This is a genomic window from Burkholderia sp. MSh2 (assembly GCF_000731655.1).
In the GTDB taxonomy this organism is placed as follows: domain Bacteria; phylum Pseudomonadota; class Gammaproteobacteria; order Burkholderiales; family Burkholderiaceae; genus Burkholderia; species Burkholderia paludis.
This window is the reverse complement of record NZ_JPGM01000083.1, coordinates 1-14,447: the sequence shown is the minus strand read 5'-3', so window position 1 is coordinate 14,447 and position 14,447 is coordinate 1. Positions and strand designations below refer to the sequence as shown.

Here is a 14,447-nt window from a genome sequence, read left to right as displayed (position 1 = left end):
GCATGCTTGCCAGCCAGCTTCGCGCGCAACTCGTCGGCGCATGGCGCCTCGTGTCCTACGAAATCCGCCCGCGCGACGGCGGCGCGGCCGCCTATCCGCTCGGCCGCGACGCGCGCGGCTGGCTCCTCTACACGCCGGACGGCTACATGTCCGCGCAGCTGATGGCCGCCGGCCGGCCGCCCTACGCCGACGGCGACCTGCAAGGCGGCACGCCCGCCGAGCGCGCGGCGGCGGCCGGCGGCTACATCGCCTATTCCGGCCCCTTTCGCGTCGCCGACGACGGCACGCTGACCCACGAAATGGACGTCAGCCTGTACCCGAACTGGATCGGCAACGTCCAGCAGCGCGCCGTCATGCTCGACGGCGATCGCCTGCAACTCGGCCCCGTCGCCCCCGTGCGGATCGGCGGCCGGGAAGTCGACGTCGTGCTGCTCTGGGCGCGCGCCGGCCGCTGACGCCCGTCACTTGCCGGCCTTCGCCGCCGCCCGCTGCGCGGCCTTCGCGTTCATCTGGCCGAACAGCGCCGAGCACGGCACCCCCTTGTTGTTGCTCGGCGCGATCAGCGGAATCAGCGCCGCGAACGGGTTGATCAGCCCGAGCCCGATCATCGCGCCGGCGCGCAGCGCGAGCGCGCCCGCATCGACGCCGACGTTCGGGTTCTTGAACGTGCCCTTCGCATACAGCGGCGAGCGCAGCGAGAAGATGCGGAAGCCCTTCGTATGCGGATGGATCTTCAGGTCGAGCGTCTCGTCGCGCAGGCTGATCGGGCCGTCGACGTTGATCAGCGCATCGTCCGTATCGAGCGCGAACACCTTCGGATCGAGGATCCCGTTGGTCGCGACGAAATCGATCGCCGCGCAGTTGATCTTCACGTCGTTGTTGCCGAACAGCTTCTCGTAGACGACGTTCGCGACGTTCAGCCCCGCCGCCTCCATCAGCAGGCGGCTGATGCGGCCGTCCGTCACGAGCGCCTTCACTTCGCCGTTCGACGTCGCGGCCAGCGCGGCCGGCGAATTGCCGGTCGCCGACAGCGACGCGTCGCCGTTGATCTCGCCGAGCGCCGACTGCATGACCTTTTGCGCCGGGAACAGCTGCTTGAGCTTGAGGTGCCGCGCCGCCACCGTGAAGCGCCCCTTCAGCGGCGCGCCGCTGCCGTCGAGACGCGCGGTCGTCGACAGCGTGCCGCCCGCGACGCCGAACTGCAGCGGCTCGAACGACAGCACGCCGTCCTGCATCACGATGTGCGTGTACAGATTGGTGATCGGCAGGTCCGAACGCTTGATCAGCTTGCGGCCCGTGAACTTGACGTCCGCGTCGAGCGCGCGCCAGCGATCGGTGCGGAACGTCTCGACCGGCAGCACGCGGCCCGCCGGCTGCTTCGTGGTGTCGCCGCGCCGGGCCTTGCTCGCAGCCGTATCGGCGCCGATCACCGGCGCGAGATCCGAGAATTGCAGCAGGTTCGACACGAGCTCGCCCGACAGCTGTGGCCGCGGTTCGCGCTGCGCATAGGCGAGCGTGCCGCCGAGATCGCTGCCGCCGACGCGGCCGTTGAAGTTCTCGTAGCGGAACGTGCTCGCGTGCGGCTTGAAGTTGCCGATCAGCCGCCCCTCGGTCGCGTAAGGCGGCGTGTCGGGCAGCGTGATGCCGCTGATTGCGTAGAGATGCGACATCGACGTGCCCTGCAGCCACAGCCGCAGGTCGATGGCCGCGAGATGCAACGGATCGGTCAGCGTACCGACGATCGCGAGCCGCGTATCGCCGGCCTTCACGTCTGCCTGCAGCGGGAACGGCTTCGACGCATCCTGGATCGCGAGCACGCCGCCCAGCTTGCCGGTGCCGCTGATCGGCACGTTCCTGTAGCGGCCGTCCACCTTCAGCCCGAATGCATAGGTCGGGCCCGACGGCTTCGCGGCTGCATCGGCAACAGCCGATACGGAAGAAGCCGCAGGGGCGGCCGACGCCACGGCGGACGCAGCCGACGCCGCGCTCGCCGCCTGCGCTGCGGAAGCGCCCGCCGCCGCCTGCGCGCTGGCCTTCGCGCCCAACTGCGCGGCGCCGTGCTTGCCGACCCGCTGCGCCGACGCCGCCCGCGACGTCTGCTCCTGCTCCTTGAGCACGTCGCCGAGCGGAATCGGCTGCCCGAGCGTATCGATCGCGACGGTCAGGTCGGCCTTCGTGATCGCGTCGCGATACGTGACGGTGCCCTTTGCAAAGCCGAAGCTGTCGAGCCGCACCTTCCACGGCGACGGCTGCGACGACTGCTTGAACTGGAAGGTCCACGTGTTGCGGCCGTCGGCGAGCCGCTCGAGGTCGACGACCGGATTCACGACGTCGATCGACGGGATGACGATTTCATGCGCGAGCAGCGGCAGGATCGCGACATCGAAATGTGCGGCGTCGAGCGTGACGAACCTGGGCGTCTTCGCCCAGTCGGGATTGCCGATCTCGAGCTGCGTGGCCGACAGGCTCGGCCAGGGCACCCATGCGCGCCAGCCGGTCTCGCCGTCGGGGCGGCGCCAGCCGATCTTGAGATCGCCGTTGATCGCGAACGGGCGGCCGAGCGCGGCACTCACCTGTTCGTTGACCCACGGCTTCGCGCGGTTCCAGTCGAAGACGAAGAGAAAGACGCCGGCCGCCGCGATGAGTACCGCGACGATACCGACGACCCATGCAGCCGATCTGCCGATGGCTCGGGTTAGCGTCATGGCGGTTCCGTTGTTGTTCTGACGGGTTGCCGCGTCATGCCGGGCCGCTTGCGTGGACGAACGGCGCACGACACTCGCGGCTTTTCAGCCGGTATTATGACGCACGCCATGATGGCGTCTCGGCGCCATTAACGCTTTTTTTCATTTGTGACATGACAGCCCCCACCGGCCTCATCGATGCGCAGCACATCACGCGGCGCGACGCCAGCAGCGGCAGGACCCTGCTCGCCCCGACCGATTTCAGCGTCGCGGCGGGATCGCGAATCGCCATCACGGGGCCGTCCGGCTCGGGCAAGAGCGTGCTGCTGCGCGCGCTCGCACTGCTCGATCCGCTCGACGGCGGCCGCATCCTGTGGCGCGGCAGCCGGATCCGGCGCAGCGCGATCCCGCGCTACCGGCGCAGCGTCGCATACGTGCGCCAGCGCCCCGCGCAGATGGACGGCACCGTCGAATCGCAATTGCGCTATCCGTATACGCTCGCGATCTATCGCGACGCGGCGTTCGACCGCGCACGCGCCGACGCGCTTGCCGCGCAGGCAGGCCGCGACCCCGGCTTTCTCGACAAGCGCGCGAGCGACCTGTCGGGCGGCGAAGCGCAGATCGCCGCGCTGCTGCGCGTGCTGCAGCTCGATCCCGACGTGCTGCTGCTCGACGAGCCGACGTCCGCGCTCGACCCCGAATCGGCGCGCGCGATCGAGACGCTCGTCGGCGCATGGTTCGACGCGGCGCCCGACGCCCGCGCGTACATGTGGATCTCGCACGACCCCGCCCAGGCAGCGCGGATCGGCACGATACAGCTCGTCATGCAGGCCGGCGTCATGCATGTCGCGAAGCCGACGGAGGCGGCGCAATGAGCCCGGCCCTGCAGACGCTGAGTCTCGTCGACGTCGGCATCGCCGCCGCGCTCGTCGCCGTCAACGGCGCGATCTCGGCGGCACTGTCGCTCGGCCTCGGCCGCAAACTCGCGCTCGCGGCGGTGCGCACCGTCGTGCAGTTGCTCGCGATCGGCTACGTGCTCGGCTGGGTGTTCGGCCATCCGCACTGGACGGTCGTGCTGCCGCTCACCGCGCTGATGACGCTGATCGCCGGTTTCGCCGGCGCGGGACGCGGCAAGCGCACCTATCGCGGCCAGCGCGTCGACAGCATCGTGTCGATCTGGTTCAGCAGCTGGTTCGTCGCGGCGATCGGCCTGTTCGTCGTGATCCGCATCCATCCGTGGTACGCGCCGCAATACGCGATTCCGATCCTCGGCATGATTCTGGGCAATACGCTCACGGGTGTATCGCTCGGCGTCGAGCGGATGATGGAAGAACTCACGGCCCGCCGCGATCGCGTCGAAACCGCGCTTGCACTGGGCGCGACGCGCTGGGAGGCCGCGCAGGACGCCGCGCGCCAGGCCGTGCGCGCGGGCATGCTGCCGACGCTGAACCAGATGGCCGTCGTCGGCATCGTGAGCCTGCCGGGGATGATGACGGGCCAGGTGCTGGCCGGCCAGTCGCCGCTGCAGGCCGTGCGCTACCAGATCGTGATCATGTTCCTGATCGCCGCGGCATCCGCGCTCGGCACGGTCGGCGCCGTACTGATGACCTATCGCCGGCTGTTCTCGGCCGATCACCGCTTTCTCGCGTCGCGGCTCGAGGAGCGCACGCCCTGACGCGCGACGATGCAGCGCGATCGGCACGCCGGGACGGGGAAACGATGACGATGGCGCGGGCGCGCAGGACGTGACCTTCGCATGACGCCACGCAGGTCGCCGCGCCGCTGCAACAGCAACGGACTGCGAAGAAAATCCCGGGAAAGCGTGATGACGGCGACACGCGACGTTCACATATCGCGTTGCCCGACGGTCAGGCCGGTTGCGCGTGCGCCGGGAGCGCCGGCCCGCGCACGCCGCTCAACGCTTGATCGACACCGTCACCTTCGTGCCGTCGCTCATCGTGATGGACTTCGAACCGCCGTTGGTCGGAATCGACACCCACTTCACCTGGCTCACCGACACGACGTCCGGACACTGCAGCGACTTGCCGCCGGCCGTCACGTTGCGCGTTCCCTTCGGCGCGGCCGCCTGGAAGCTCAGCTGCACGTTGGCGATCCCCTTCGCGTCGACCGACGGCGCGAGCCGCACCTGGGTCTGCCGCACCATCGCGCCGTTCTCGTCGCGCGGCAGGCTGTCGGTGTTCGGGCAGCCGTCGGGCATCGCCACCGCGCCGCTCGGCGGCACCGATTTCCAGTTGAAATCGTCGGTCTCGCCCGACCGGATCTTGCGCGTCTCCTGCGTGTTGCCGAAGGTCTTCGAGTCGACCATGACGGTGTATTCGAGCTGTCCGGTACCGCCGCCCTTCAGGCTGCCCTTGATCGGCGGCGCCGCGAATACGCTCGCGCTGACGCACGCCGCCGCGAGCACGACCGACCACGATGCGGCGACTGACAAGCTGCGTTGGCTCATGCTGACCTCCTTGGTATGCGGCGGCACGCGCGTGCCGCGCGGTTTCGATGCATGATGCGCTGCCAGTCTACCGCCAAGCGGCATGCAGTGCGCCGCAAACGCATCGGGTGTTACCCCGCTTGCGTTCGCGGCGCCGCAACCTTACGCGCGATACCGGCTCAGAAGCCGCTCAGCACGAGCTTGCCGATCGCGCGCCCGGCCTCGAGCATCCGGTGCGCGCGCCGCACGTTCGCGGCATTGATCGCGCCGAGCTGCTCGCCGAGCGTCGTGCGCAGCGTGCCGCCGTCGACGAGCCGCGCCACTTCGCCGAGGATCCGGTGCTGCTCGATCATGTCCGGCGTCTCGAACATTGCACGCGTGAACATGAATTCCCAATGAAACGCGGCGCTCTTCGCCTTCAGCAATTCGACCGGCACCGGCTTCTCGTTCTCGACGATCGTGCAAATGCCGCCCTGCGGCCGGATTACTTCCGCGGCGGCAGGGAAATGACGATCGGTGTCGTTGAACATCAGCACGTAGTCGACGTTCGGATACCCAGCCTCGCGCAACTGCGCGGGCAGATCGCCGAAATGGTCGACCACGGCGTCGGCGCCGAGTGAACGAACCCATTCGGCCGATGCCGGCCGCGACGCGGTCGCGATCACGTGCAGCTTGCCGAGCTGCTTCGCGAGCTGGATCGCGATCGACCCCACCCCGCCCGCGCCGCCGATGATCAGCACCGACTTGCCGGCATCCGCGCCCTGCGGCGACACGTGGAGCCGGTCGAACAGCGCTTCCCACGCGGTCAGCGCGGTGAGCGGCAGCGCGGCCGCTGCCGCGAAGTCGAGCGTGCGCGGCTTCAGCGCGGCGATGCGTTCGTCGACCGCATGGAATTCGCTGTTCGCACCGGGCCGCGTGATGCTGCCCGCATAGAACACGGCGTCACCGGGCCGAAACAGCGTGACCTCGGCGCCGACCGCGACAACGGTGCCCGCCGCATCCCAGCCGAGCACGCGCGGCGCTTCCTCGACCTGCGGCTTCGGTGCACGCACCTTGGTGTCCACCGGGTTCACGGAAATCGCCTCGACCTTCACGAGCAGGTCGCGCGGGCCCGGCACGGGCTGCGGCAGTTCCACGTCGAGCAAGGCTTGCGGATCGTCGATCGGCAGATAGCGGGTCAGTCCAACGGCTTTCATCTCGATACTCCTGTCAGGTAAACAACCGGGCGGGCTTTGGCGCCGCCCCACGAACATCATCGTAGGCAACCCGATCCTTCGAGAAAACCGCTATATTTCCTGAAACATTTTCAGAAATTTCAGAATAATGACGTCCGACCCGATTCCGGCCCCCGACAAACCGCTCGACCTGCTCGACGTCGCGCTGTTCGTGCGCGCGGCGCTGCTGGCGAACGTCAGCGCGGCCGGGCGCGAGTTCGGCGTGTCGGCCGCCGTCGCGAGCGCACGCATCGCGCAGCTCGAGCGCCAGCTCGGTGCACGGCTGCTGCATCGCACCACGCGCCGCATCAGCCTCACGCAGGACGGCGAGGTTTTCATGGCGCACGCCGACACGCTGCTGGCGGCGGCCGACACCGCACGCGCATCGGTCGGCCGCGGCCGCACCGAGCCGTACGGGCGGCTGAAGGTGTCGATGTCGTCGTCGTTCGGCCGCCAGCACGTCGCACCGGTGATTCCCGCCTTCCTGCGCCGCTATCCGTCGGTCTCGCTCGACCTGCGGCTGTCCGACGAGATCGTCGATCTCGTCGACGAAGGCTACGACGTCGCGATCCGCCTCGGCGCGCTGAAGGATTCGACGCTCGTCGCGCGCAGGCTCGCCGTGAACCGCCGCGTACTGTGCTGCTCGCCCGCGTATCTGGCCGGGCACGGCACCCCGCGCCACCCGGCCGATCTCGCGCAACACGAATGCGTGATCCTCGGCGACCAGCGCGACTGGTCGTTCGCCACGCCGCAAGGCCCGCTCACGGTGCGGGTAGGCGGCCGGCTCATTGCCAGCAACGGCGAGGCGATCCGCGAAGCGCTCGTCGACGGCTTCGGGATCGCGATCAAGTCGACCTGGGACGTCGGCCCGCTGCTCGCGAGCGGCGCGCTCGTCACGGTGCTCGACGACTATCCGTTCGCGGACGATATCGCGATCTGGGCCGTCTATCCGAGCCGCGCGCATGTGCCGCTGAAGACGCTCGCGTTCATCGCGTTCCTGGCCGAACATTTCGGCGATCCGCCTTACTGGGATCGCGCGGACGGGCAATGAGCGCAGGCGCTCGCGCTCACGCCGCGCAGGCGCCGGTTCGAGTCCGGCCTCGGGATTCGTACCGGCCGCGACCGACCGGCTACAATGGCGCGTTCGCGACGCACCGGCCCGGCCGAGCGCGCCCCGGCCGAACGGGGCCGCGTCCGCAGGCGGCCGCCCGTTAGCCGCGCATGCCTTTCATTCGCCTCCCAACCATCCCGTCATGACCCACAATCTCGTCATCCAGAGCCTTGCACCGCTGTCGGACGCCCATCACAAACCGCTGCTTGCGCTGTCGCGCGGCACCCGCCTCGTGCAGACCGACGATCGCGCGCTGCGCATCGAAGGCGCGAACCCGGCACAGCGCCTCGACATCGACGCCTACTGCGGCACGCACGCGCTCGATTTCGCGTTCGTCGAGGCCGGCCGTGCGCTCGGCGATTTCGGGCTCGTCGTGATGGACATGGATTCGACGCTGATCACGATCGAATGCATCGACGAGATCGCCGACTTCTGCGGGCTGAAAACCCAGGTCGCCGAGATCACCGAAGCGTCGATGCGCGGCGAGATCCGTGACTTCAACGAGAGCCTCACGCGCCGTGTCGCGTTGCTGGCCGGGCTCGATGCGCAGGCGCTCGAGCGTGTGTACGAGGAACGGCTGCAACTGTCGCCGGGCGCCGAGACGATGCTCGCCGGCGTGAAGGCCGCGGGCCTGAAGACGCTGCTCGTGTCCGGCGGCTTCACGTTCTTCACCGAGCGGCTGAAGGCGCGCCTCGGCCTCGACCATGCGCATGCGAACACGCTCGAGATCGTCGACGGCAAGCTCACCGGCAAGGTGCTCGGCGAGATCGTCAATGCCGACGTGAAGGCACGCCTGCTGCGCGAGACGTGCGCATCGCTCGGCCTCGAGCCGCGCCGCGCGATCGCGATGGGCGACGGGTCGAACGACCTGAAGATGATGGCCGAAGCCGGGCTGTCGGTCGCGTTCCATGCGAAGCCCGTCGTGCGCGACGCGGCGACGGTCGCGTTCGATCACGTCGGTCTCGACGGGCTGCTGCGGCTGTTCTGATTCCGCCGCCCCGCCAATGAAAACGCCGCCCCGCCAATGAAAACGCCGGCGCGATCCTGGATCGCGCCGGCGTCGTTTTTTGCGGGACGCGGCCGGCCCGCGATCAGCCGAGTACAGCCTCCATCGCGCGCTCGATGTCCGCCCGCAGGTCGGCTTCGTCTTCGAGACCGACATAGAAACGCACCAGCGTGCCGCGATGCGACCAGTCCGGACGCATCGACGCGACGTCGTAAGGCATCGCCAGGCTGCACGCACCGCCCCAGCTCCAGCCGATCGCGAACAGCTCGAGCGACTCGACGAAGCGATCGATCTGCTCCGCGCTGTAGCGTGCGTCGAACACCACCGAGAACAGTCCGCCCGCGCCCGTGAAATCGCGCATGAACGACGCGTGCCCCGGGCAGTCGGCGATCTGCGGATGCAGCACCGCTGCGATCTCGGGCCGCGCCTTCAGCCATTGCGCCAGCGCCAGCGCGCTCCTGCTGTGCGCGTCGAAGCGCACCTGCATGCTCGGCAGGCTGCGCAGCACGAGCGAGCAATCGTCGACCGACACGCCGATCCCGCAGCGCATCCGCGCGAGCTTCAGTTGCGCCTGCAGTTCCGCGCTCGCGGTAATCGTCGCGCCCATCAGCACGTCACTGCCGCCCGACTGGTACTTGGTCAGCGCCTGCACCGAGATGTCGACGCCGTGCTCGAACGGCTTGAAGGCGAGCCCCGCCGAATACGTGTTGTCGATTGCGGTGACGATGCCGCGCGCCTTCGCGGCCGCCGTGATCGCCTGCACGTCGGGCACTTCCATCGTCACCGAGCCCGGCGCCTCGATCCAGATCAGCCGCGTGTTCGGCTGGATCAGGTCGGCGATGCCCGCGCCGACCAGCGGATCGTAGAAGCGCGCGGTGATGCCGAAATCCTTCGCGAGCCAGTTGCCGAAGTCGGCATTCGGCCCGTACACGTTGTGCGGAATCAGGACGTCGTCGCCGGCCTTCACGATCCCGAAGTAGACGTTCATGATCGCCGCGAGGCCCGACGGCTGCAGCAGCGCATGCGTGCCGCCCTCGATCTCGGCAAGCCGCTGCGCGAGCGCGAGCGACGTCGGGGTCGCGTGCAGCCCGTAGCGCCACTGGTTGTCGTTGTGCCAGACGAGCGCGCGCATCGTCGCGAGATCGGGGAAGACGACCGTCGACGCGCGCTCGACCGGCGGCACGAACGAACGGAAGCCTTCGGGGATCACGTCGTCGGGTTGAACGATGCGGGTTTGCAGCGCGCGCTTGGAATTGGATGCAGTCATGACAGGAAGCCGGGCACAAGGCCGTTCGGTTGCGGAATATGTCGCCAGATTAGCGAAAATCGGCGCGGTTGGCCCGGTACAATGCGCGCCGCGCACGCCGAGCCAGCGCGCCGTCAGTCGTCGGTGCGCAGGTTGACGACGCCGCCTACCGTCTCGATCTCCTGCACGCGGCCGTCGCGCACCTGCAGCGCCGCGCGCTTGCCCGGCGCGAGACGCAGCACGACGGGCTGCGGGTCCGATTCGTCCGAATTCATCCGGTCGGCCTTCAGGTCGCCGGTCGCATCGAAACGGCCGACCCAGATCCCGGTGATGTTCGTGCCGTCGTTCGATTCCTCGATTTCGAGCGTGTCGCCGTCGCGATCGCCCGCCAGCAGCACGACCTCGCCCGTATCGGCAAACTGGTATTCGCCGTGCACGCCCTCCTCGTCCGTCTTCGGCCCGAGATGCACGACGATCGGCCGACCGCCGAGCGTCCCTTCGTAGCGCGGCAACCGGGCGAACTCCGGATTCGGCCGCAGCGGCCGCGCCGGTGCCGGATCATCCTGCTGCGCACCCGGCGCGGCGGCCTGCGCCGCGACCGCGCCCGGCAGCGCGATGCCTGCCGCCAGCGCACATGCGACGACGAGCGCCCGTTGCCATTCCGAATATCGACCCACCTTGTGTTGCTCCCTGCTTCAGATTCGCTCGAAAATCGCGGCGATGCCCTGCCCGCCGCCGATCGCGGTACGTACGCCGCTCACCCCGCATCGCGTTGCATGTCGACTCGTCGTCCTTCCGGTCTCATGCATCGTTCGCGCGATGCCATGGGCGGCGTGCGCGGTTCGCATCAGCCCTGCATCAGGCGCGCCACCGCGTCGCGGTGCGGAATCGGCGCGACCGCGCCGTAGCCCGTCGTCGACAGCGCCGCCGCCGCGTTCGCGTAACGCGCAGCCGTGAACGGATCGTCTCCCGCGACGATCCGCGCAACGAAGGCGCCGCCGAAGCAGTCGCCCGCGCCCGTCGCGTCGACGGCTTCGACCGCGAAGCCCGGCACCACGCGCCGCTCGTTCGGCGTCGCCACGTACGCCCCCTCCTTGCCCAGCTTCAGCGCGACGACCTGCGGCCCGTGTTCGAGCATCGCGTCGACGATCGCGTCGCGATCGTTCGCGCCCGTGAGCGCCGTGACATCGTCCCAGCTCGGCAGGCAGATGTCCGTCTGGCGCAGCGCCTCGCGCATCACCGCGCGGGCCCGCGGCAGCGGCCACAGTTTCAGGCGCAGGTTCGTGTCGAAGCTGACCTTCGCGCCGTGGCGGCGCGCATGGTCGACCGCGGCGAATGCGGCGTCGCACGCCGTCGTGCTGATCGCGAGGCTGATGCCCGACAGGTGCACGGCCTTCGCGGCCGCCAGCGCATCGAGCGGCAGGTCGCCCGCCGCATAGCGGCTCGCCGCCGAGCCCGCGCGCAGATAGTCGAACTGGTGGCCGTCGGCGCCGTGCGTGACGAAATACACGCCGGTCGGCGCCGCGCGATCGATCCGCACATACGTCGCGTCGACGCCTTCCGCCCGCCACATGTCGGCCAGCAGGCGGCCGAACGGATCGTCGCCGATCGCCGACACGAAGCCCGTCGACGCGCCCTGGCGCGCCGCGGCGATGCAGAAGTTCGACGTGTCGCCGCCGAAGCCCTGCAGGAATTCAGCACGGCCAGGTTGCGCCTGGTTGAATTCGATCATCGCCTCGCCGAGCGCAAGAATCTCCGGAAATGCAGCGGTCATCGCTTAGACCTCGCCCCACAGATCGTGGCCGTCGGCGCCCGTGATCTTCACGGACACGAAATCGCCGACCTTGTAGCGCTTCGACGCCTTCGTCGCCGGCTCGACATAGACGACGCCGTCGATCTCCGGCGCATCCGCCGCCGTACGGCCGATGCCGCCTTCCTCGCTGACTTCGTCGATCAGCACCTTGAGGGTCTTGCCGACCTTGCGCTGGATGCGGTTCGCCGACACTTCCTCGGCAACTTCCATGAAGCGCGCGCGGCGCTCCTCGCGAACCTCGTCGGGCAGCGCGCCGTCGAGTTCGTTCGCGGTCGCGCCTTCGACCGGCGAATACGCGAAACAGCCGACACGGTCGAGCTCCGCCTCGCGGATGAAGTCGAGCAGCGTTTCGAACTGCTCCTCCGTCTCGCCGGGGAAGCCCGCGATGAACGTGCTGCGGATCGTCAGGTCCGGGCAGATCTCGCGCCACTTCTGCACGCGCTCCAGCACCTTCTCCGCGTTCGCCGGGCGCTTCATGCGCTTCAGCACGTCGGGGTGCGCGTGCTGGAACGGCACGTCGAGGTATGGCAGCACGTGCCCCTTGAACGGGCCTTCGGCCATCAACGGAATCACTTCGTCGACGCTCGGATACGGATAGACGTAGTGCAGGCGCACCCACGCGCCGTACTGCGCCGCGAGTTCGCCCAGCGCGGCGACCAGGTCGGTCATGCGCGTCTTGATCGGCTTGCCGTTCCAGAATCCCGTGCGGTACTTCACGTCGACGCCGTACGCGCTCGTGTCCTGCGAGATCACGAGCAGTTCCTTCACGCCCGACTTGAACAGGTTCTCGGCTTCCAGCATCACCTCGGCCACCGGACGCGACACGAGATCGCCGCGCATCGACGGGATGATGCAGAACGTGCAGCGGTGATTGCAGCCTTCGGAAATCTTCAGGTATGCGTAGTGGCGCGGCGTGAGCTTGATGCCGGCTGCCGGCACGAGGTCGACGAACGGGTCGTGCGGCTTCGGCAGGTGTGAATGCACGGCCTGCATCACTTCGCCCACCGCGTGCGGGCCGGTGACGGCGAGGACCTTCGGGTGGACTTCCTCGATCAGGTTCGAGCCGCTCGCGCTCGACTTCGCGCCGAGGCAGCCGGTGACGATCACCTTGCCGTTCTCGGTCAGCGCTTCGCCGATCGCGTCGAGGCTCTCCTGCACGGCTTCGTCGATGAAGCCGCAGGTGTTCACGACGACGAGGTCGGCGCCGTCGTAGGTGCCGGAGATTTCATAACCTTCGGCGCGCAGTTGCGTGATGATCTGTTCGGAGTCGACGAGGGCCTTCGGGCACCCGAGGGATACGAACCCTACTTTTGGGGATTGGGACATCTGGAATGTGGGGGCGTGGCAGCAAAAGCGTGAGTTTACAGCCATTTACGGTTCAGTGACCCAAAACAAGCGGCCGGCGGTAGTGTCGATCGACCGCTTGAGTACGCCGCCTGCTGGGCAACGGCCAACGAGATGGAGCTTGGTGCGTCCCCATCACTCCGGGCCAAAGGGCTATCGGCATACCACCAGCCCCATGTGCGGCAAGGCTCGCCGGGGGTGGTCAAGTGTCGGCCGGCTCAGCGCTGATCGTTGAGGGTCTGGATCGCTTGAGCCGCGCTGAGCCGCTGTAGGCGCAAGCGCAGCTCGCCCAGATCGTCAAGGCGAGTCACGGTTGCGACGGCCTGCAACGGCTGTGAATACAACCGCGAGCGCCTCAGGACGCAACCGATGGACCTCGTTTACAGCCTGCTGCTGATCTGCGTGCACGAGGAGTCGGATACGAAGAGCAAATGCGTGAAGACAGCCATCCGCCGGCAGTGCCCCGGGGGTGGATCACCGGCACGTGGCGCGCGCCCGTCCGCGTCGGGAAGGATCCGCATTGGGTGCAGGAGACCGAAACCGGTGCATTCAAGTTGGCCGACGACCGGGCGTCCGCGGTAGGCCTCGTCATCGAAATGTTCAAGCAGGGACACGGCGCAGTCCGGACTGTGCGCAAGCTCTCCGACCGCTGGCTCAAGATCATCGACAGTGGCTGCTCGGCGTCAAGCCACCCCTACCGGCTACCGGCAAACCGAAATCCCGCCCAGCCTTCTGGCGGCCGAGTTCGCGGATCTGCGATACCTGGCCGAGCAGCGCGGGCGCCACAAAATCCCCGGGGGCGTGATCGGGCCGGGCATCACCTATTGTGGCTACTGCGGCGCGGTGATCTTGGCGCAGAACATTATTGGGCGCCGGCGCGCCGCCGATCACAAAACCGTGGACATCGCTGAGCGATCTCGACCATCGCGATGCGGCTACGCTCGTCTGTCGATTGCACGTCACCCGGCATGAAGAGTGCTGAATTGTTCGCTTACACCTCATTTGTTGAACAAGACGGCATCCCAGTTGGAGAGCGTAGCGCTATCCCTGAGCCCGAGAGCACCGAGGTCGAACTGCCCCTTACGAATACGGTGCATCGACTCGATGCCTGAAAATCACCAGCTATACCCATACCCGGCACCGTAAGTCTTGTTGTTGCCCGACATGCCGATGCCCAGCTTCAGAATGCCGTTGGTCGAGACATGCGCGCTCGCGCCAAACGCCATGCCCGACTCGCCGGCAAAGCGCGCGACACCGACAGCGAAGTTGATCGTCTTGCCGGGTTCGACCTGCGGCATCATGGTCAGCGCCGTCGCCGCGGCAATACCCTGCCTTGCCATCTGGTCGGTCTGCTGCAGTTGCGAACCGAGCGTGTTGATCTGCGTCTGCTGGCCCGACAATGCCGTGGACAGCGTCGTCTGCACCTGCGTCAGCTGGTTCACGTTCACCGCATCTGTGCCTTGCGTACCCGGCGCGACGTTGATGATCTGACGCTGCTGCGTGTCGCTGCCGACCGACACCACGTTCTGGCGGCCGCCGTCCGTGGAGTTCGCGCCGATCGCCACCGAGTTCGAGCCGGCGGT

At 68.0% G+C, this 14,447-nt stretch carries 13 protein-coding genes and 1 pseudogene; 5 read left to right on the top strand and 9 right to left on the bottom strand.

The annotated features are described in order from the left end of the window. Window positions 1-2 precede the first annotated feature (2 nt). Window positions 3-455 (top strand): lipocalin-like domain-containing protein, encoded by a 453-nt coding sequence (locus GQ57_RS34315; protein WP_034200187.1) that lies wholly within the window; start codon window positions 3-5, stop codon window positions 453-455. A gap of 6 nt (window positions 456-461) precedes the next feature. Here the strand turns inward: GQ57_RS34315 and GQ57_RS34310 are convergent, their stop codons facing one another. Beyond that, window positions 462-2,705: an AsmA family protein gene (locus tag GQ57_RS34310; protein ID WP_034200186.1), complete on the bottom strand. Its 2,244-nt coding sequence runs from the start codon at window positions 2,703-2,705 to the stop codon at window positions 462-464. A gap of 152 nt (window positions 2,706-2,857) precedes the next feature. Here GQ57_RS34310 and GQ57_RS34305 point away from each other — a divergent pair, with 152 nt between their 5' ends. Together GQ57_RS34305 and GQ57_RS34300 are read left to right on the top strand one after the other, a co-directional pair. Then, complete coding sequence (locus GQ57_RS34305) at window positions 2,858-3,559, top strand: ABC transporter ATP-binding protein (protein WP_034200185.1); 702 nt, start codon at window positions 2,858-2,860, stop codon at window positions 3,557-3,559. Next, window positions 3,556-4,359: an ABC transporter permease gene (locus GQ57_RS34300; RefSeq protein ID WP_034200184.1), complete on the top strand. Its 804-nt coding sequence runs from the start codon at window positions 3,556-3,558 to the stop codon at window positions 4,357-4,359. The genes GQ57_RS34305 and GQ57_RS34300 overlap by 4 nt, the downstream gene beginning before the upstream one ends. Window positions 4,360-4,599: 240 nt before the next feature. On the opposite strand, the gene GQ57_RS34295 is transcribed toward GQ57_RS34300, so the two are convergent. Together GQ57_RS34295 and GQ57_RS34290 are read right to left on the bottom strand one after the other, a co-directional pair. Beyond that, complete coding sequence (locus GQ57_RS34295; protein ID WP_031403490.1) at window positions 4,600-5,151, bottom strand: DUF6013 family protein; 552 nt, start codon at window positions 5,149-5,151, stop codon at window positions 4,600-4,602. A 158-nt stretch (window positions 5,152-5,309) separates the two neighbouring features. Beyond that, complete coding sequence (locus GQ57_RS34290; protein WP_034200183.1) at window positions 5,310-6,326, bottom strand: zinc-binding alcohol dehydrogenase family protein; 1,017 nt, start codon at window positions 6,324-6,326, stop codon at window positions 5,310-5,312. 127 nt (window positions 6,327-6,453) lie between these two features. On the opposite strand from GQ57_RS34290, the gene GQ57_RS34285 reads away from it, so the two are divergent. Together GQ57_RS34285 and serB are read left to right on the top strand one after the other, a co-directional pair. After that, window positions 6,454-7,395, top strand: a complete 942-nt coding sequence (locus GQ57_RS34285; protein WP_034200182.1) for a LysR family transcriptional regulator — start codon at window positions 6,454-6,456, stop codon at window positions 7,393-7,395. Between the two features lie 202 nt (window positions 7,396-7,597). Continuing rightward, window positions 7,598-8,443, top strand: a complete 846-nt coding sequence (gene serB, locus GQ57_RS34280; RefSeq protein WP_031403493.1) for a phosphoserine phosphatase SerB — start codon at window positions 7,598-7,600, stop codon at window positions 8,441-8,443. Window positions 8,444-8,546: 103 nt separating this feature from the next. Here serB and GQ57_RS34275 read toward each other — a convergent pair whose 3' ends face one another. The 6 genes and pseudogenes from GQ57_RS34275 to GQ57_RS34255 form a co-directional block, all read right to left on the bottom strand. Further along, a complete protein-coding gene (locus tag GQ57_RS34275; protein ID WP_034200181.1) occupies window positions 8,547-9,728 on the bottom strand; it encodes a cystathionine beta-lyase in 1,182 nt (393 codons plus the stop codon). 113 nt (window positions 9,729-9,841) lie between these two features. Further along, complete coding sequence (locus GQ57_RS34270) at window positions 9,842-10,384, bottom strand: hypothetical protein (protein WP_031403495.1); 543 nt, start codon at window positions 10,382-10,384, stop codon at window positions 9,842-9,844. Between the two features lie 170 nt (window positions 10,385-10,554). Further along, window positions 10,555-11,481: a sugar kinase gene (locus tag GQ57_RS34265; protein WP_034200180.1), complete on the bottom strand. Its 927-nt coding sequence runs from the start codon at window positions 11,479-11,481 to the stop codon at window positions 10,555-10,557. A 3-nt stretch (window positions 11,482-11,484) separates the two neighbouring features. Continuing rightward, window positions 11,485-12,846 carry a 30S ribosomal protein S12 methylthiotransferase RimO gene (gene rimO / locus GQ57_RS34260; protein ID WP_031403497.1) on the bottom strand — a complete coding sequence of 454 codons (1,362 nt, stop codon included), beginning with the start codon at window positions 12,844-12,846 and terminating at the stop codon, window positions 11,485-11,487. A 1,016-nt stretch (window positions 12,847-13,862) separates the two neighbouring features. Further along, window positions 13,863-13,976, bottom strand: a pseudogene (locus tag GQ57_RS44485) (IS6 family transposase); the annotation flags it as partial. A 3-nt stretch (window positions 13,977-13,979) separates the two neighbouring features. After that, the coding region (locus GQ57_RS34255; RefSeq protein WP_034200179.1) for a YadA-like family protein at window positions 13,980-14,447 on the bottom strand (468 nt) is incomplete at its 5' end.